This window comes from Collinsella sp. SGI.180, assembly GCF_050313455.1.
Classification (GTDB): domain Bacteria; phylum Actinomycetota; class Coriobacteriia; order Coriobacteriales; family Coriobacteriaceae; genus Collinsella.
Genome location: NZ_JBNPLL010000017.1, coordinates 1 through 18,672, shown reverse-complemented (window position 1 = coordinate 18,672; position 18,672 = coordinate 1). Strand labels below are relative to the sequence as shown.

The window sequence follows — 18,672 nt, the reverse complement described above, 5'->3', positions numbered from 1 at the left end:
CAGGTTTATTTTGGCAGGTTTTGCCCGCAAAGGGTAACGGGGCCGAGGATGCCGCTGGGGGCGACGGGCTCGGTGAGGGCGAAAATGTCGGGGATCGCATGGTCGAGCGTGTTGATGACGTCGATCGTGAGCTCATGCGCACCGGCGGAAAGTGCGCCGGCGGCAAAACGATAGGGCGGGCAGATGCGTGTGCCGAGCGGGCGTCCATCGAGCGTGAGCGTCGCGGTTTCGTAGACGTCTCCCAGGTCGATTGTGGCGTCGACGCAATCGTTGGCCAGCTCAAACGACGCATGATATCGGTAGGTACCGCAGGTGCCGGTGAACAGATCGGCTGTAAGGTCGCACAGGTGCTTGAGCTTTTGTGATTCACCAAAGGCACCATTGCTGCCGGCAGGAGAGAGGGCGACGGTCCATGGGCCTTCGATGCGCAGGCCGAGCGACGTGTCAGCGTCGATTGCGCCGTCTCCAGGCGCATTCTCGCTGCTCGTTTCCAAAACAACGATGCAGCTCTCGAAGGGTGCGAGCTCCAACGCACCGTCAAACGCAACGGGCCCGGCGCCGTTTAGCAGGTCGAGCCGCGTGCCGCAAAGGCGCTCGCCTGTCGCAAGTGCAACCGTGCAGTCGATGCGCTCGCGTGGGTGTTCGTTGACGAGCATAACGTAGGTCTCGCCCACCCGCTCGTAGCGAAGTGCGCGTAGCCAAGGCTGCGGTGTGTCAGGCACAACGGTCTGTAGTCCCGCGCTTGCAAGCGCGCGGGCGACATCGGCGAGCGGCGTTGCGACGAGCCCTCCCAGCTCGACCGCGCCATCGGTATCGTAGAATGTGCCGGGCACCTCGTCGACGGCAAGCACCATAACGCCTGCATCCGCCATGCGTCTCATTGCCTCCGCCGTCGCAGCGCCAATAAATGAAGCTCCTGGCATAACAAACGCCTGGTAACGACAATCGTTTACGGTAAGTAATCCGTCGGCAATCGAAACCTCGTAACGGTTCTCATCCTCAAAAGCCTCGGCGGGCACAAAATCAAAGTCGATCTGCGCGCGCGTGAGCTCTGCCGCCACGCGCTCGATAGGCATGGCGTTGCCGGCCCATTCGGCATCGGCATGGTACAGGATGGCAACGGGGCGCATGGCATAGCCTCCTGAAAGCAGCGTTGCCGTACGGTTCATATAGCTCATGAGCTGGCCAAAGTGCGGCCATTGCGGATTGTTGCCGTGTGCGTAAAAGTGCGGCGGGCAGTCCCAATCGGGGAAGGGCGCCATGCTAAACGCGTGCGGTGTAAACCAGTTAATACCGCGGACGAGCATGTGGTCGGCGATCCATTTCATCTCGCGCAAGCCCTCGTGCCAGCCGAAGGCGCCAAAGACCTCGGCCATGCAGCGCCCCTGCTTTTTGGGGTCGAGGCGTGCGGCCGAAGAGCCCAACTTGGCGAGCGCGTAGGTAAAGAACTCCATGTTCCACGCGCCGTGGAAGTAGCTGTAACGTCCGTGGTCGACGCTGGGGGCAAGCTGGTTGATGACAACGTCGATGCCCGCCATATCCTGCCCGGCGACCGCGCGGAAGTAGTGTCCGGCTCCCTGGCCCAGGCGCGTGTGGCAACTCTTGTCCTCAATCACATGTCCGATGTGCATGACGCCGCGCTTGCGGCACCAGTCACCAATCTGCTCGTCAAAGCACGCGCGGTAGAGTTGCGTGGCGATGTCCATGTAAGTGTGGCGGACCCGAGCGCCGGCGGGGTCGCGCGTCCAAAGGCCGCGGAGCTCGGCAAGCCAGCTCGCGCTCAACTCCTCGTGCAAGCGGCGGGCAAGTTCATCCGACCAGGGCAGTGCCATATCGCCGCGTCCAATAAAGCTGCTGGTGGAAGCGTCTTCGAGGGTCGCACCCTTCTCGTTCATAAAGCCCGGTTCATCGGTAAAGAAGCCCAGAATGGTCTTGCCGAACTCGTCGCCCAGATGCTCAAACGTGGGTTCGTAGACGGCGTTGATGAGCATACGGCACGAATCGGCGTCGACCATGTTGATGTACTCATCGCGAAAGCCGGTCTTTTGGCTGGTGACGTAGAGCTCGAGGGTGGTGATGCCGGCAGGAGCGTCAAAGCGCAGGCGGACGGGAGTGCCATCCTCGGTCTGTTCAACGGCGAGCTCAAGGTCGAGCGGTGCACCGGCGGCGTCGAAAGTCGCCGTGCCCACAAAGCGCTCCGTGGGATCCATAAGATTGCCGAGCTTAATGGTCGTGGACGGCTGGGGACCGACGACCGTTACCGTGTGATGCTTAAGCACGGTCTTTTTGAGCGCGGGGTCTACATCCTCGCCTGCAAGCGCGCCGTTGGCGTAGCCCGTGGGAAAGTGGGCATCATCGAGCAGCCAGATCTTCAAGTCCAGGCGCTTGCACTCGCCAATGATAAAACGCAGGTCGGACCACCAGCCGTCGCGACAAAACTCGGGATGCGTGCGCGATTCGAGGCAGACCTCGTGGATGTCCGCCCCGGCAATCTGCTCTAAGTATTCGGTAATCGTCTCGCGCGCCTCGCCCTTGAGCCACAAGAACGGAAGCACATGGTTGTCGTATGCCGCCATATCCACTCCTCTAAAACAAACCTTTTAAATCGATTGAAGTCAGAGTACGTCGCGCGCACACTCCTGCTAATATCAAAACCACGGCAGAATATGACCAAATCAATGATGGTGGCGATATGGATATCGCACGTTTGGACAATCTTTTGCTCAAGCTGACCGACAGCGAGCACGCTTACTGCGCAGGCACCCGCTATGACTGGAACGATGCGTTCAGCTCGGGTCATCAGCAGAATATCGGTGAAAAACATATCCATGAAATCGGTGACCCGACGCGAGCCCTGCACCAAGAAGGCATGCCTGAGGGCCTGTCAATCGTGCGCAACTCGCGCTTTAACCCCGTGCCGGAGCATGTGCACAATTATGTCGAAATCAGCTATGTCTATCGCGGGCATGCGCCGCAGGTCGTCAACGGCGCACGGCTCACGCTTGCCCAAAACGAGGTGCTCTTGCTCGACGCGGCCTGTCCGCATGCCGTAGGCGAGCTCGGCGAGCATGACATTATGCTGAGCATCGTCATCTCGCGGGTGATGTTGCACCGCAGCCTAGAGCAGAGCCTGTCGCCGTCAAGCGCCGTCTCGCAGTTCCTTATTAATGCCCTCAATGACGAAACCGACCACCGCGGTCATGTGCATTTCCGCACGGGCAACAGCCGCCGCGTGCGCCGATATATGCAGGAGATGCTGTGCGAACTTCTGGAGCCGACGGCGGCGAGTCCCCAGATCGTGTCGAGGCTGTTTGAGTTGCTGCTGGTCGAACTTATGCAAAGCTATGAGACATCGCTGCTGCAGGCGGACATGCCCACGCTGCCTTCGGCGCAGGTCGCGGCCGCCGTGAGCTACATCGAGCGCCATGCCTGCGATTGTACGCTCGATGACGTAGCTCGCCACCTGCATCTGAGTCCCAACTACGCAAGCGCGCTGCTCAAACGGCAGACGGGCCGCACGTTTATGCAGCTCGTGCAGGAGAGCCGCCTGGCACGCGCGGCAACATTGCTCGACGCCGGCGCCACTGCCGAAACCGCGGCGCGCGAGGCCGGCTACGCCAACATGAGCTTCTTCTACAAAAAGTTTGCCGAGCGCTATGGCTGCACGCCGGCCGTCTACCGCCGGCGTTTGCCCAGATAAAACCTGCCAAAATAAACCTGTCCCTTTTTGGCAGGTATCAGGAAGTGTCAGGGGCGGGGCGGTGACGGGGCGCAAGGGCGAAAAGAAGTATCGGGTTTGGTGCGCCCGCTTCTGCCCGTCCCGCGCGTGGGCGATACTCAGCTCATCGATCCGCGATGCAAAGGAGATGCTCATGGCAAACATCAAGTTCCCCGAGGGTTTCTATTGGGGTGGCGCCACCGCCGCCAACCAGTTTGAGGGCGCTTGGAACGTGGACGGCCGCGGCCCTTCCGTCGACGACCATTTCTTGGGCGGCAGCTACAAGGAGCCGCGTCAGATTACGACCGACATCGACCCCAACCGCTTCTACCCCAATCATGACGGTATCGATTTCTACCACCACTACGAGGAGGACATCGCGCTGTTCGCCGAGATGGGCTTCAATATGTTCCGCATGTCCATCTCCTGGAGCCGTATCTTCCCCAACGGCGACGACGCTGAGCCCAACGAGGCCGGCCTCGCCTTCTACGACCGCGTCTTCGACTGCCTGCGCGCCCACAATATCGAGCCGCTCGTGACCCTCTCGCACTACGAGATGCCCTATCACCTGGTCGAGAAATACAACGGCTGGGCGAGCCGCGAGCTCATCGGCTTCTTTGAGAAGTACTGCCAGACCGTCTTCGACCGCTATCAGGACAAGGTCAAGTTCTGGCTCACCTTCAACGAGATCAACTGCGGTACTCAGGACATGGGCAACCTCTTTGAGACCAGCATGATTCAGGGCTTTGAGGGTCCGGCGTCGGCGGTCCACACCACGCCGCAGGCTCGTATGCAGGCGTTGCATCACCAGTTTGTCGCCAGCGGCCGCGTCGTGCGCTATGCCCATGAGCATTACCCGCAGTTTAAGATGGGCAACATGGACTGCTTCATCCTTTCCTATGCCGCCACGTGCGATCCGGCCGACGTGTTCGCCACGCAGCAGGAGATGAATACCATGAACTGGTACTGCTCCGACGTGCAGGTGCGCGGCAAGTACCCGTTCTATGCCAAGCGCTTCTGGGCCGAGAACGATGTCGAGCTCGTGATGGAGGATGGCGACCTGCAGGATATCGCCGACGGCAAGGTTGATTTCTACACCTTTAGCTACTACATGTCCGGCACCGTGGGCACCCACAAGGATCACGAGATGACCGAGGGCAACATGACCTTTGGCGGTAAGAATCCCTATCTGGAGTCCACCGACTGGGGCTGGCAGATCGATCCGCTGGGCCTGCGCATCGCCCTCAACGAGATTTACGCCCGCTACGAGATTCCGCTGATGGTGGTCGAGAACGGCATGGGCGCCTACGACGAGGTCGAGGAGGACGGCTCCATCCATGACCCGTATCGCATCGCCTACCTGCAGAGCCACATCAAGGCCATGGGCGAGGCCATTGCCGATGGCGTTGACCTGATTGCCTACACCTGGTGGGGTCCCATCGACCTGGTTTCCGCCGGCACTGGCGAGATGCGCAAGCGCTACGGCTTCATCCACGTCGATAAGTACGACGACGGCACCGGTACCTACGAGCGCCGCCGCAAGGACAGCTTCTTCGCATACCAGAAGATCATCAAGTCCAACGGCACCGAGGGCTTGGAATAATTGAGCTCCGGCGTTCCGCCGAACGCCGGAACGGCCGCCGGCTACGTGACCACCGACGTCGATGACGACGGCATCTGGAACGCTTTTGTTCACCCGGGGCTTATCGAGGCTTAATCGACAATATGAGTGCCCATGGGAAAAGGTTTTGGAAGGGCTTGGAAGGGCTTGTGATTTGGGCCCTCGCCTTAGCATTTTGGCCATTTGGCACTATAATCACCATAGGTATGCGCATAACGTTGCGCTTAATCAAGAGGAGAAAACGTATGGGTCTGTTTGATATGTTCAAGAAGAAGGCTGAGCCCGTGGCTGCCGCTGCTCCGGCCTCCATTTCTGCTTCTGCCGGCGCCGACGTGCTGTGTTCGCCCGTCAAGGGCAAGGTCATCAAGATGGCCGACGTGCCCGATCCCGTCTTTGCTGGCGAGGTTTTGGGCAAGGGCTGCGCCGTGTGGCCCGAGGACGACCTGGTCTACGCTCCCTGCGACGGCAAGGTGACCGTCACCATGGGTCACGCCGTGGGCCTGCAGTCCGATAGCGGCATCGAGGTTCTGGTGCACGTTGGCGTCGATACCGTCAACATGAATGGCGACGGCTTCGAGGGCTTCGTCAAGGCCGACGACGTCGTGAAGGCCGGCCAGCCCTTGCTCAAGATCGACCGCGCCAAGATCGCTGCCGCCGGTTACAAGGACTGCGTCGTCGTGGCCGTGTCCAACACCGCCGAGTTTGCCGATGTCGAGCTCGCCGTCGAGGCCGAGTCTGCCGTCGCCGCCGGTGACGCCATCGTTAAGGTCGTCCGCAAGTAGTCTGCGGCATCCAGAAGATGCACAAGGGTGGTCGGGTTATCCGGCCACCCTTTTTTAATAGGCCGAGCAGGCGCATTTTATTGCAGGGGGCTTGCTTTATGGGCCATTCACTCGTCAAATTGAGCCGCCCACGCTTTTGCGACGTAGGGGGTTGAACGGAGCCGCTAATATGGACCTACTGTTACGACGTGCGCTGCGCGGGAAACGCAGCGCCGCTTGTTTGGAGGAATGTCATGAAAAAGAAGCTGCTGCTTGCGCCCCTGATGGCTGCCCTGGTCGCGTGCGTGGTTTTGCTTTCCGGCTGCGGAGGGCCTTCGGTGGAGGAGCTCATCACCAACGACCTTACGAGTCAGTTTGACGAGATCAAGAACGGCGGCGATGATTTCCTCTCCGGCCTGGAAGAGGCTTCGGGCGACGAGTTTGAGCAGCTGGGCATCGATCCCAAGGAGTATGCCAAGAGCTATCTCGAGGGTTTTGATTACAAGATCGGTGATGTGACGGTCGATGAGGACAAGGGCACCGCGACCGCCGAGGTCACCATCACCTGCAAGTCCATGAACAAGATCGTCGAAGATTTCGCCACCCAGTATCAGGAGAAGATCGCCGCACTCGATACGATGCCTTCCGAGGACGAGCTGTACAAGATGGCCGGCCAGGTGATGGTCGACGTGACCAAGGCCGCTAAGACCAAGGACACCAAGGTCACCTTTAAGTATTCCGCCAACGAGGATAACGAGTGGTCTGCCGACGATTCCGCAACCACCGAGATGATGAATGCGATGATGAACTAGTTCGTTGCGGCGTTTTACCAAACGCCGCAACTGCTCGACGCTGCGTGGGCACCAGAGCGACAACTTGTCATTCAAAGAGGACGGCATGACCAGAAGGTCTATGCCGTCCTCTTTTCATGCCAATTTGTTCGCTCTGGTGCCCGCTCGCTACTCGCCCAGCACCAGCGCTGCAAGTTCGTCCTGGGTGTCCACCACGTAGTCGGCGCCGGCGGCTTCCAGCTCTGCGCGGCCGCGGAAGCCCCAGCTGACGCCTGCGCTCTTAAGACCGGCGTTGTGGCCGGTCAGGATATCGACATTGGAATCGCCCACATAGAGCGTGGTCGCCGGGTCGGCGCCCAGCTCTTCCATCACATGCAGCGTGACGGGTGCCTCGGGCTTAGGCGGAAACGCATCGACACGGCCCTGTACCAGCGCAAAGCGCTCGGTACCAAAATACTTCTCGATAAGCGGGGCCGCCGAGACGTGGTCCTTGTTAGTGAGCACGGCAAGCTGCACACCCGCGGCACGCAAGCGGTCGAGCATCTCGATCGTGCCGGCATAGGGGGCGGTGTGGTCCTCCTTGTGCTCGCCGTAATAAGCCCTAAACTCGGCAAGCGTCTGCTCAAACATACGGCCGTCGCCCGCGTACTCGGCGGGCATAAAGCGCTCAACCAGCTTGAGCATGCCGTTTCCCACCTTGTATCGGTACTCGTCAACGGCAAACGTGGGCCAGCCGTGCGCCTCGCAGGTATGGTTGCCGGCGGCTGCCAGGTCCTCGAGCGTGTTGAGGATGGTGCCGTCCAGATCGAAGATCACATGGGAAAAAGCTGCTGCCATGAAAGCTCCCGTCATTGGGTTTCAAAACGCACCCCATAATACTGGGCTTACGCGTTGGGTGTGCTTGGAATCTGAACATCTCCAGGGATATCAGGTGACATCGCGCCGACCGTGCGATTCCGCCCTAGCAAATTCTCGGCAGCTGCTCTCCCACGAGCATGTCGAGGATGCGGGTAGAGCCCCAGCCGGTGCGCACGCGCACGGAGGGACGGGCGTCCGATCCAAGCGGCAGCACGCGGCCGATGATGGCGGCATTCTCGCCGTAGCGGGCGGCGCGCATGGCGGCTAGAGCCGCATCGCCTTGCTCGGCCGGCACCACGGCGACCATCTTGCCCTCGTTTGCCACCTGCAGCACATCGTAGCCGAGCATCTCACATGCCGCCTGCACGTCGGGGCGCACGGGCACGGCATCCTCGTCGATCTCCATGGCAACACCGCTGGCCTGGGCAAACTCGTTGAGCGTGGACGCCAGTCCACCGCGCGTGGGGTCGCGAAAGCAACGCGTGCCGGGCGCTGCGGCCAAAACGTCGGCAATCAGGTGGTTGAGCGGCGCGGCATCGCTTTCGATCGTGCTCGAAAACGCCAGGCCCTCGCGCTGGCTCATGATGGCGATGCCGTGGTCGCCGAGTGTGCCCGACACCAGGATGACATCGCCAGGCTGGCAGTTTGCACCGCTGAGCGCCACATCCGCAGGCACTTCGCCCACGCCGGCGGTATTGATGTAGACGCCGTCGGCCCCGCCGCGCTCAACAACTTTGGTGTCGCCGGTGATGATCGCTACGCCCGCCTCGCGCGCCGTCTCGGCCATGGTCTGCACAATCTGGCGGAGCTTATCCATGGGATAGCCCTCTTCGAGGATAAAGCCGCACGATAGGTAGCGCACGTTGGCGCCCGAGGTCGCGACATCGTTGACGGTTCCGCACACGGCGAGACGGCCGATGTTGCCACCGGGGAAGAACTGCGGCGAGACTACAAAGCTGTCGGTCGACATGGCGATGCGCCCGCTCGCGGGCAGCGCGGCGACGCCGGCGTCGTTGCCTTCGAGCAACTCGGGCGTCCCAAAGGCATCCAAAAAGACCTCATCGATGATGCGTTTCATCATCTGACCGCCGGAGCCATGGCCCAAAAGGACGGTGCTATCGGTGATGCTATGGGACATATCCAAAACTCCAATCGAGGACGGAATTGATAAAAATCGGACATGGCAGAATCGATGTTAAGTAAAAGCCAGCGAGCGCCATTCAGACGAAGTGAGTTGCCTTGAAAGAGGAGGCTGCTGGGCTTTTGCCCGCAGCCGACGATTGAAAGGCAAATCGCTCGCCTGAATGGCGCGCAGCGTCGACCAGTCCGCCGCTCGTTAGAACGGCGGAACCTAATAGTCGCGATAGCGGTAGTACGCCGCGCAGCTGCCTTCGGAGCTCACCATGCACGGGCCGACGGGGTGCTCGGGCGTGCAGGTGCGGCCAAAGAGCGGGCAGCCGCTCGGCGTGATGGCCCCGCGCAGCACGTCGCCGCAGCGGCACCCACGCGGCTCGACCGTCGCCTCAACGGGCACGTCAAAGCGGGTACGGGCATCAAAGCGCGAGAACTCAGGGCGGATGGAAAGGCCCGAGTTGGCAATTGGCCCCAGCCCGCGCCATGTGGTGTCGCATGGCTCAAACACCTGCTCGACCAGCTGTCGCGCCACGGGGTTGCCGTCTGCGTTGACGCCACGGCGGTAGGCGTTGTCGATCGCGGGCCTGCCCTCGACAGCCATCTGGACCAGCATGCAGATGCCTTGCAGGATATCGACCGGTTCAAATCCCGTGACCACGCCCGGGGTATCGAACTCGTCGACCAAAAAGCTAAAGGGCGCCAAGCCCGTGATAGTGGCGACGTGGCCCGGCAAGATAAAGCCGTCGATGGCGGTCTCGGGATCGTTGGCGATGGCGCGCAACGCCGGCGGCGTGGTCTTGTGGGCGCAATAGACCGAAAAGTTCAAAAGCCCGCGCGCCTCGGCCTCCAAGATGGCAGCGGCGATGGTGGGCGTTGTAGTCTCAAAGCCCACGCCCATAAAAATGACCGGACGATCGGGGTTTTGCTCGGCAATGTCGAGCGCATCGAGCGGGGAGTAGACGATGCGGATATCGCGCCCTGCCGCCTTTTGCGCAGCGAGCGAGGTGGACGATCCGGGCACGCGCATCATGTCGCCAAAGGTGGTGATGATGGCGCCGTCTATGTTGGCGAGCGCGATCGCGTGGTCGATGTCACGGTTGGCGGTAACGCAGACGGGGCAGCCCGGGCCGCTCAGCAGCTTGAGCCCGGCCGGCATAATGGAGCGAAAGCCATAGCGGCCGATGCTCACGGTGTGCGTGCCGCAGACTTCCATAAGGTTGATGGTGCGGTCGCCGACAAGACCGCGAATGCGTTCGATGAGCTCGCGAGCCAGCTTGGGGTCGCGAAATGCCGAAAAGTCGATACCGGAGCGCACCGGCTGTCCGGCCGCCACTAGTATGCCTCGGCCGGATTGCTGGCCAGTTGGTCTTCTTCGGCCAGTTCGGTCATGGCGTTAACGAGCTCGAGCGTTTCTTGCGCTTCCTGCTCGTCGACGATCTGGATGCCAAAGCCGGCGTGCACGAGAATATAGTCGCCAACCTGCGCCGTCGGCACGAGTCGCAGCGACACCGGACGCTCGACGCCCATCATGTCGACGGTGGCCTTGAGGCCGTCGTCGCGTTTGACTACTTTACCGGGGACGGCAAGGCACATATTGTTCCCCTTTTATACGCTTTGCGCTGGATAGGCGCTCGATAATCCATCAGTTGATGGTAGCGCTCGCGGGGTTCGCGGGCAAACGCGTTACGCCTGTGAGACGGCTGGGCACAGCGGTGTGCGAGAGCGAGCTACTGCGATGCGATCTGCGCAAGACGAGCGCTTGCGACCGCCGCCTGACCGTAGGCGATGCAGCCGTCATTGACGGGCACGGTATGGGGGATAAGGACAGTAAGACCTGCGCTTTTGAGCTCGCGGGTGAGGAGCTGGAGCAGAAGTCGGTTCATGAACACGCCGCCCGAGAGCGCGACGGTGTCGATGCCCTCGCACGCGCAGATCTCGCTGGCGATGCGTGCCGAGGAGCGCGCGACGGCGACATGGAAGTCGAGTGCGAGCCTGTCGGCGGGCACACTGGCTCTGGTTCCCTCCAAAAGCGCCGCAAAAAGTGAGCTGGGGCTCAGGACGAGAGACCTGCTCGAGGTAGCTTGGACAGTTAGTTCAGATTTGTACTTTTTAGAGTGGTAATGGGTGGTATAAATCGTCTGCGAGGACCCCGAATGGGTTGATTTGGGGTATCCGGCGGGCGAATTAACCGCAAATGAGGTGCCTGGAGAGCCCTCTTCGGGGTAATCTGAGCCAAAACCGTTGGTTAGAGGGTCTGTTTTTAATACAAATCTGAACAAACTGTCCAGTCGCAATGGGTCAGATGCGGAACAGCCGTCTTTATCGCCGGGAACATGGGTAATTTTGCTGCCGAGCGCGCGCCAGGCGGCGGCTTCGAGTTCGATGGCGGGCTCGCCTTCGTAGGTTGCCTGCTCGCAAATGCCCAAAACTGCAGCGGCGGCGTCAAAGAGACGCCCCATACTGCTCGTGCGTGGGCTGTTGATGTTCCGCTCGATCATCGTTGCCGTCACGCTGCGTGTTTGCTCGTCCAGGCCGTCCAAGAGCCGCTCGGCCCCCGGATGTTCAAGCAGGCCGAGCTCACTGAGCAGGGCAAAGGCGTTGCGGCGGGCGTCGCACACGGAGGCCGCCCCGCCGGGGAGCGTCCAGGTGCGCAAATGCGCGGCGCGCTCAAAGCCGCCAAGGCTGGCAACAAGAAACTCGCCGCCCCAAATGGTCCCATCGGTGCCGGCGCCGGTGCCGTCAAAGGCGATGCCAAGGACGCGCGCGTCGGTTGTAAGCTGGCCCGCGGCAATCGCCTCTGCCATTACGCTCGCGATGTGCGCATGATGGTGCTGCACCTCGACGAGCGGCAGATTGCATTTTCGCGCCTGCTCGCGCGCCCACTGGCTCGATAGATAGCTGGGGTGTAGATCGCAGGCCAAGGCGGCGGGCGCCAAGTCAAAGAGATCTTCCAAGCGCGTGCGCGCGGCGTTCCAGGCATCGAAGGCCCCGCCGTTTTCAACATCGCCGATATACTGCGACACAAAACAGGTTGCCTCGCCGTTCGTCCCTTCACGCGTGAGCGCAATCGTGGCCTTTTGTTGTGGCCCGCAGGCGAGCACGCAGGACGGAGCGCCGTCGAGCGCCGGCAACGGCAGCGGCTGGGGTGCATATCCGCGAGCGCGGCGAACGGGCATGGCGACCCCACCGACCACGCGCACCACGGAATCATCGTAGCGCGAGAGAATCGCACGGTCGTTGCCAAGTAGCGCGTCAGCGATGCCGGCGGCAACAAGGTGCTCCCAGGCAAGGGTATCATCGGTCTCGATAGGTTCCTCGCTCAGGTTTCCGCTGGTCATGACGAGCGCGTGCATGCCGCGAGCTTCTGCCGCGGCAAGCAACAGATGCTGAAGCGGTGTATAGGGGAGCATAACGCCAAGCTCAGGAAGGTTGTGCGCGACGGACGGCGCGAGCGCGTTGGGGGAGCCGCCGCTCTCGCAAACGGCACGTCGGCGCAGCAGCACGATGGGGCGAATGCTGCCGGCCAGCAGGCCGCGCTCAACGTCGTTGACATGGCACAGGCGTTCAGTATCGGCAAGGCCGCGCACCATAACGGCAAGCGGCTTGTTGCTGCGGCGTTTGCGGCGGCGAAGCTCGGCTACCGTCTTCTCGTTGGAGGCGTCGCATGCCAAGTGAAATCCGCCCAGACCCTTGATGGCGACGATACCGCCGTTGGCCAGCAGCTCAACACAGCGGTCGATAATGGCGTCGCTGGTCTTGCGCGTAGTGCCGACGGTCAGCGACGCGGCGGCGTCGCCGGCCTCGCGCCACGTAATGTGCGGCCCGCAATCAAAGCAGGCATCGGGCTGCGCGTGAAACCGCCGGTCAAGCGGGTCGCCATACTCTGCGGCACAGGTGGGGCACATGGGAAAGCAATCCATCGAGGTGGCCGCTCGGTCATAGGGCAGCGACCGGATGATGGTAAAGCGCGGTCCGCAGTTGGTGCAGTTGATAAAGGGATAGTGAAAGCGTCGGTCGGCGGGGTCGAACAGCTCGTGTAGGCAGTCGTCGCACGTGGCGATGTCGGGCGAGACGAGCGTCGTGTGGGCGGTTTGATCCTGCGATGCCACAATGCGAAAGCCCCGCTCGTTGGCGGCGTCCCAGTCGCCGGGCGCTAGGTCCATAACCTCGACATGCTCCACACGAGCTGCCGCAGGCGCATGCTCGGAAAGCGCGGCGACAAATTCGTCGAGCGCCTCGCTTAGGGCGTGCGCCTCGATATGCACGCCATCGCCCGCGTTAAGCACCCAGCCGCAAATGCCGTGCGCCATGGCCTCGCGATACACAAATGGCCGCATGCCAACGCCCTGCACAATGCCCGTCACATGAATATGCACATGCCGCATGCGACCTTCCTTCATCGAGACCTGCCAAAAAGGGACAGGTTTATTTTGGTCGGTAAAACGTTAAACCTGCCAAAACAAACCTGTCCCTTTTTGGCAGGTGCGCTGCGGGAAATCCCGCTACAGCCCCAGGCTCTGCTCGGTGGCGGCGCAGGTGAGCTCGCCGTGCTTAACGCCGCGCAGGCCCAGCAGACGGTCAGCCAGCTCGTAGACACGCTCGCCGCGACCCTTAAGCGCCAGAATTTCCAGGCAGTTGTGGTGGTCCAGATGCACGTGCATGGTCGAGACAATCTCGTCGGTGTAGTCGTGCTGCACCTCGTCCAGACGGCGCGTCAGATCGCCGGTATGGTGGTCATAGATCATGGTGAGCGACCCGATGACCTGCTCGTCGGGCGTTCGCATCTGCTCCTTGGCAATGGAGGCGCGAATCAGGTCGCGCACGGCCTCGGAGCGGTTGGCAACGTCGCCGCGGCGCGCGATTTGCTCGTCAAAGCGGCGCAACAGGTCGTCGGGCGCGGTGACCGAAAAACGGACCAGCTCGGAGGCGGAGCCGCTGCAACGGCAGCCCACGTCGCCGGTCGGCCCGTGCGGATGCTCGTGCTCGCAGGCGTGCTCGTGCTCGGCCACGCTACACCAGCTTTACGGAGCCAACGGAGTTATGGTCGGCCTCGATGGCCTCCTCGTAGCCCTCGAGTGCGTCGTGCGCCTCGTGGAGCGCCGCCATGGCGGCCTCGAGCTTGGCGCCAATGCGCTCCATGTCAAAGTTCTCGGTCGCATGCAGCAGCTGATGGCTCCACTCGTGGGCGAGCTCAATGGTGTCGTCGACCTGCTTGACGCTCATGGCAAGCTGGCTCATGTTCATTCCGACGTCATGCATGGGAAATCTCCTTTTGTACGGGTCTAATCAGTGGTTCAGATTCTACTACGCCCGCTTTACGCATCGCCGCATAAGAAAACGGGTGCGAGTCCGTCTGACCCGCACCCGTTCACTGGGGGCTGTTTGTGATTACCATACTATCCGTGGTCGCGGGCGCAACACCCGGCTCTCCGGCGAGCGGCACAAAACCACTCATGGACGGCAACACATGACCGGCGTATTACAGGTGCTTCTCAAGCAGCGCCTGCAGCCTGGCCTTGGGCAGCGCACCGACGGAGCGGTCGATTTCCTCGCCGTTCTTAAAGACAACCAGCGTGGGGATGCTCATAACGCCAAACTTCATGGCCAGGTCCTGATTGTCGTCGACGTTGCATTTGGCGACGGTAATCTTGCCGGCCAGCTCGTCGGCCACTTCGTCAACAATGGGCGAGAGCGAACGGCAGGGACCGCACCACGGTGCCCAAAAATCAACCAGCACGGGAAGGCTGCCGTTAACGACGGAATCGAAATTCTCGGGGGTAATCTGCTTAATGTCAGCCATAGTGACCTCCATAGTGCGACGCGGCTCGGCCGCGTAAAACTCAGTACGACCGTGCTTATACCCAACGGCCCGCAATGCAACCACTCGCGGGCGGCTCTTTTATATAATGGTGGGCATGCAAACGATTGGAGAGCGCATGCCCACGTCACAAAGCCAGAAAAAAGAAGCCATCGCCCAGGCGGCCGAGCAGGAGCTCGCATCGCTCGCGGGTCGCGGCGTGCGTATCGCGGGTAACGCGTGCTCGCCGATTGTGCTGGTAAAAGGTGATTTAGACGATGCCGAGCGTGCGGGTGGCGAGCTGGCTGCCGGTCCAGACGGCGCCGCGTTGCGTAAGGCGCTCGGCGCCATCGGTTACGCGCCCGAGGATTTCTGCGTGCTGGCAAGTGTTGCCGGCGCGGGCGACGGGGCGGTTGCGGCAGGCGAGGACCTGCCGTGCGAGCTGTTCCGCGAGGCGCTCGAGGCCTTGGACCCCGAGGCGGTCCTGCTGTTGGACGATCGCGCGGCCGATACCATGCGCGAGACCTACGCAGACATGCTCGTGGCGATCGACGACTTTGATACCGCCATGCTCAAGCCCGGCTTGGTCGCCCACGTGCAGGGTCGTCGCGTACTCGCGCTCGACGGCTTTGAGGCCGCGCTGACCGACAAGGCCGCCAAGCAGCGCATGTGGGCCTACATCAAGCAGCTGACCCCGGCCGCCGCGCCGCTGTAGCGGACTGGCGCCGGCAAGGCGGTCCTGATGGGTCGAGCGCGGCGCCGACTTGTCGCGCCCTTACATCACTGCGCGAAACTCAAATCGATCGCCGTGAATGCGAAACTGGCAGTTGCCGTTCATGCGCTCGACGGCAAGCTTAATGCTCCTGGTTCCAAAGCCGTGTCCGGTGTGCTCGGCCACGGGCATGCCGTCGACCATGCGCGGCGGGCGCCCAAACGTGTTGGAGACCAAAAGTAGCAGTTGTCCGTCCTCGCAACGCAGGTCCAGATCGATAAATCGCTTGCCCTGGGGAGCGGCGCTTGCGGCGACGATGGCGTTGTCCAGGGCGTTTGAGAGTACGCTAAACAGATCGACGTCGGCTACATGGACGCTCTCGGGCACGGCGGCGCGCAAATCGGCGCTGATGCCGTTTCGGTTGATATCGGAGCTAAATGACGAAAGCACGATATTGACCGTGTCGTTGGCGCAGTAGCGGCGCACAGCGGTGCGGTCGTTTGTCTCGCAGAGCTCGTCGATGCGCTCGAGCGCCTCGTCGATGCGGCCCTCCTCGATCAAAGCTGCAAGGCCGCGCAGGAAGTGCCGCATGTCGTGGCGGAGAACCGAAAGCTCCCGTCCAGATTGGCGCCAGGCCTCGAGCTCCTTGATGGCTGCGCTATCGCGGGTCGCGAGCATCCAGCGCTCGCGCTCGGCGATTTCCTTTGCCTCGTATTCGCGCAGATACACAGTAAGAAACATGAGGTAGAACGCGCAAAGCGCAAACGCCAAAAACTCAACCGTCACCACGGAGCCCGAGTGGAAGAGCGTGGTGTAGACGTTGGTGGCGTAGTCAAAGATGTAATAGACGAGCGGCAGGATGAGCAGAATCTCGAGCTCGGTGGGGGTTTTAACCGCCAGGCGCGGACCGATGTCGCTGGCCCAATGCAGCAGGATTGCAAAGACGACGGCCGTGGTGATAATGCGTGCCGCGTAGTACGCGATTTGCGAGTCGGTGGCGGCGAGCGCGGCGATGCCCATCCAGTTGCTGAACTGGCAGCTCAGATAAGCACTGGTGACGCCCAGCATAACGAGCAGCGGGCTCAGGCGATAGCGCGCGCACAGGTAGATGACGAGCGGCAGATGCACGACGAGCGGATATACCTGACGGGCGAAAAGCTCGCCGCCGACGGCATTGGCGAGGCCGAATGCGCATCCGGTTACGGCGCCGACCATCACCAGCTCAAGCGCATGACGCCGGTTGATCTCGATACCGCAGAGCGCCGCCGAGGCAAAAACGCCAAAAAGCAGGGTCGTTGCGTGATGGATTGCCCAAAGTACCATCTCGGCCGCGGGGAGCATTAGCGCCTCCCGCTCTCGAACCGTGCCGCAAAGTAGGCATCCTGGAAACCCTGCTTGCAACTGCGCGCCAGCGGGATGCAAGCGCCCGAGCGCATGACGATATCCGTGCGGTTGAAGTGGTCGATATTGCGCAGGTTGACCTGGTAGCTACGGTGACATTTAAAGAAGTTCGCGTTTTTGGCCAGCTGGTCCTCGATGTTGCGGAACGGCTCGAGCGCTTCGATGTCGCGCCCGTCGCGCAGGTGGAATACCACGTGCTTGTTGCGGGCCTCGGCGTATTCGATATCGGACAGGCGCAGGGCATGGTATCCAAAGGACGTTTTGGTCACGAGCTCATCGGTCGCGTCAGGTCGCATGCTCGAAAGCTCGTCGAGCAGTTGCGCCAGACGTTCGTACGTTACGGGCTTGAGCAGGTAGTCGAAGGCGCGGACCTCATAGGACTCCAGCGCGAACTCGGGCGATGAGGTGAGGAACACCAGTCGCACGGCTGTATCGGATTGGCGCAACTCCCGCGCGGTGTCCATGCCGTTGACGAGCGGCATGATCATGTCGAGCAGAATGATGTCGGCGCGCGATGCGGCATGGCGGGCCAGCAGGTCCTCGCCGCGCGTGACGAGTGCAACGTCGACCGCCGTGCCCGTCTCGGTCGACCAGCGGTCGATCATCCGGTGCAGTCTATCTAGAAAAGCGACGTCGTCGTCGCAGGCGATGATCTTGAGCATTCGGGCCCCCTTAGTAGTTCGATTTTGCCACATTGGGTGCGCGCCGCCCGCGGAGGAACACCCCGTTTGCGCCCCACGGTGCGCAACTCGCGCCGAGCGGCGGGGCGTCAGTTTTGACGGCCGCACAATACTTCATGGATACACATGTCAATCGATGCCGGCGGTCGGACGGGGAGTCAGGCCGACCGCCGGCGCCAAGCGATAGCGAACATTGCGAAAGCATAGGGGTAAGGGGAGCCGTGATGAGGGAGAAGAAGATGGGGATGCGCAGACTTGCTGCTTGCGTGCTGGCTGCAGCGCTGGCGCTTGGGGGCGCGGTGACGACGCTCGCCACGCCTACGGTAGCCGAGGCGTATCCGTCCGCCGCGATCAAACCGAAACACCTGAAAAGCGAGCTTTCGTATGGCGAAAGTGATGTAATCCAACTTTCCGGCGGCAAAGACTATTGGTTTGCCGGCACGGTTGATATCGACCACTATGAGGTCGAGGGCGGCACCAAGGAGAATCCGACCCGCCTATATTTCACCGACAGCTCGTCTCTGGGCGGTCCGCTGACCGTCGAGCGTGACCTTACATATTCGCAACACCCGCTCTTTGTGCTCAAGGGCGGTTATGTCGAGTTCATCGGTGATTCGGATGTCTCGACCGAGGTACGCTGCGATGGAAAAACGTTTTTGAGCGATAGCAATGATTACGAAGCGCGTGGAGGTGTCGATAAACCGAATACGGGCAAGAGCCTCAACCTTTCCGTGAAAAACCTCAAGCTTGTTTCAAGGACCGAGAACAAAGATACCGATCGGGCAATCACGCTCTATGGAACCATGGGTGCGGGGGAGACGGCCAGCTTCACGAACGTGAGTGTCAGCGGTTGGAAATGCTGCAAGAACAGCGCATTCAAGGTTGACCAGGGTAATGAAATTTACGAAGCCTCGCCGGCGCCTGTAACTATCAGAGGCAGCCAGGTCGCGGTGGATGCAACGTTTGTCAACTGCACGTTTAAGAATAATAGTGATGACTGCGTCGGCGCCTTGAGCGTGGTCGGGCGGTCGAAGACTCCAAAAGTTACGTTGAACGGCTGCACGTTCGAAAACAACAGTCAGGGAATGATTGCATGCGACGAGATGAAGGTTGAGAGCGGTCATGTGCATGCGGGCAATATTGGCGTCAAAAATGCCATAGTCGCCCTGAATAACTGCAGTATCCGTTCAACAAATAAC

Annotated in this window: 17 protein-coding genes; 6 read left to right on the top strand and 11 right to left on the bottom strand. The window is 61.2% G+C overall.

Going from position 1 to position 18,672, the window contains the following annotated elements; all coding sequences use genetic code 11:
- Window positions 1-5 precede the first annotated feature (5 nt).
- Window positions 6-2,576 (bottom strand): hypothetical protein, encoded by a 2,571-nt coding sequence (locus ACQRAP_RS07085; RefSeq protein WP_427795243.1) that lies wholly within the window; start codon window positions 2,574-2,576, stop codon window positions 6-8.
- A gap of 116 nt (window positions 2,577-2,692) precedes the next feature.
- Between ACQRAP_RS07085 and ACQRAP_RS07080 the strand changes: the two genes are divergently transcribed.
- From ACQRAP_RS07080 to ACQRAP_RS07065, 4 genes are all read left to right on the top strand, one after another.
- The gene (locus ACQRAP_RS07080) at window positions 2,693-3,700 is read left to right on the top strand and encodes an AraC family transcriptional regulator (RefSeq protein ID WP_427795242.1); all 1,008 of its coding nucleotides are present in this window, start codon (window positions 2,693-2,695) and stop codon (window positions 3,698-3,700) included.
- Window positions 3,701-3,872: 172 nt separating this feature from the next.
- Window positions 3,873-5,321, top strand: coding sequence for a glycoside hydrolase family 1 protein (locus tag ACQRAP_RS07075; RefSeq protein ID WP_427747645.1), 1,449 nt, complete (start codon window positions 3,873-3,875; stop codon window positions 5,319-5,321).
- A 263-nt stretch (window positions 5,322-5,584) separates the two neighbouring features.
- Entirely contained in the window at window positions 5,585-6,121 is a 537-nt protein-coding gene (locus tag ACQRAP_RS07070) for a PTS sugar transporter subunit IIA (RefSeq protein ID WP_427719835.1), read from the top strand.
- A gap of 233 nt (window positions 6,122-6,354) precedes the next feature.
- Window positions 6,355-6,912, top strand: a complete 558-nt coding sequence (locus ACQRAP_RS07065) for a hypothetical protein (RefSeq protein WP_427795241.1) — start codon at window positions 6,355-6,357, stop codon at window positions 6,910-6,912.
- Between the two features lie 147 nt (window positions 6,913-7,059).
- Here the strand turns inward: ACQRAP_RS07065 and ACQRAP_RS07060 are convergent, their stop codons facing one another.
- The 8 genes from ACQRAP_RS07060 to trxA all read right to left on the bottom strand — a co-directional run bounded on the left by ACQRAP_RS07060 (window position 7,060) and on the right by trxA (window position 14,683).
- Window positions 7,060-7,728, bottom strand: a complete 669-nt coding sequence (locus ACQRAP_RS07060) for an HAD family hydrolase (RefSeq protein ID WP_427795240.1) — start codon at window positions 7,726-7,728, stop codon at window positions 7,060-7,062.
- 124 nt (window positions 7,729-7,852) lie between these two features.
- Window positions 7,853-8,887, bottom strand: a complete 1,035-nt coding sequence (gene hypE / locus ACQRAP_RS07055) for a hydrogenase expression/formation protein HypE (RefSeq protein WP_427795239.1) — start codon at window positions 8,885-8,887, stop codon at window positions 7,853-7,855.
- A gap of 213 nt (window positions 8,888-9,100) precedes the next feature.
- Window positions 9,101-10,216, bottom strand: coding sequence for a hydrogenase formation protein HypD (gene hypD, locus ACQRAP_RS07050; RefSeq protein WP_427795238.1), 1,116 nt, complete (start codon window positions 10,214-10,216; stop codon window positions 9,101-9,103).
- Window positions 10,216-10,476, bottom strand: a complete 261-nt coding sequence (locus ACQRAP_RS07045; RefSeq protein WP_427727316.1) for a HypC/HybG/HupF family hydrogenase formation chaperone — start codon at window positions 10,474-10,476, stop codon at window positions 10,216-10,218. The genes hypD and ACQRAP_RS07045 overlap by 1 nt, the downstream gene beginning before the upstream one ends.
- Before the next feature lie 134 nt (window positions 10,477-10,610).
- Window positions 10,611-13,268: a carbamoyltransferase HypF gene (gene hypF, locus ACQRAP_RS07040; protein ID WP_427795237.1), complete on the bottom strand. Its 2,658-nt coding sequence runs from the start codon at window positions 13,266-13,268 to the stop codon at window positions 10,611-10,613.
- Between the two features lie 117 nt (window positions 13,269-13,385).
- Window positions 13,386-13,892 carry a nickel-responsive transcriptional regulator NikR gene (nikR, locus tag ACQRAP_RS07035; RefSeq protein ID WP_427795236.1) on the bottom strand — a complete coding sequence of 169 codons (507 nt, stop codon included), beginning with the start codon at window positions 13,890-13,892 and terminating at the stop codon, window positions 13,386-13,388.
- Window position 13,893: 1 nt separating this feature from the next.
- Window positions 13,894-14,142, bottom strand: a complete 249-nt coding sequence (locus tag ACQRAP_RS07030; RefSeq protein WP_006235225.1) for a hypothetical protein — start codon at window positions 14,140-14,142, stop codon at window positions 13,894-13,896.
- 220 nt (window positions 14,143-14,362) lie between these two features.
- On the bottom strand, window positions 14,363-14,683 hold the full coding sequence (gene trxA, locus ACQRAP_RS07025) for a thioredoxin (RefSeq protein WP_154518161.1): 321 nt from the start codon (window positions 14,681-14,683) through the stop codon (window positions 14,363-14,365).
- Between the two features lie 136 nt (window positions 14,684-14,819).
- On the opposite strand from trxA, the gene ACQRAP_RS07020 reads away from it, so the two are divergent.
- The gene (locus ACQRAP_RS07020) at window positions 14,820-15,395 is read left to right on the top strand and encodes a hypothetical protein (RefSeq protein ID WP_427719297.1); all 576 of its coding nucleotides are present in this window, start codon (window positions 14,820-14,822) and stop codon (window positions 15,393-15,395) included.
- Between the two features lie 60 nt (window positions 15,396-15,455).
- Here ACQRAP_RS07020 and ACQRAP_RS07015 read toward each other — a convergent pair whose 3' ends face one another.
- Both ACQRAP_RS07015 and ACQRAP_RS07010 read right to left on the bottom strand, forming a co-directional pair.
- Window positions 15,456-16,733 carry a sensor histidine kinase gene (locus tag ACQRAP_RS07015; RefSeq protein WP_427727327.1) on the bottom strand — a complete coding sequence of 426 codons (1,278 nt, stop codon included), beginning with the start codon at window positions 16,731-16,733 and terminating at the stop codon, window positions 15,456-15,458.
- Window positions 16,733-17,455 carry a LytR/AlgR family response regulator transcription factor gene (locus ACQRAP_RS07010; RefSeq protein ID WP_427727330.1) on the bottom strand — a complete coding sequence of 241 codons (723 nt, stop codon included), beginning with the start codon at window positions 17,453-17,455 and terminating at the stop codon, window positions 16,733-16,735. Before ACQRAP_RS07010 ends, ACQRAP_RS07015 begins: the two co-directional genes overlap by 1 nt.
- A gap of 242 nt (window positions 17,456-17,697) precedes the next feature.
- Between ACQRAP_RS07010 and ACQRAP_RS07005 the strand changes: the two genes are divergently transcribed.
- A partial coding sequence (locus ACQRAP_RS07005) for a hypothetical protein (protein WP_427795235.1) occupies window positions 17,698-18,672 on the top strand: 975 nt, incomplete at its 3' end.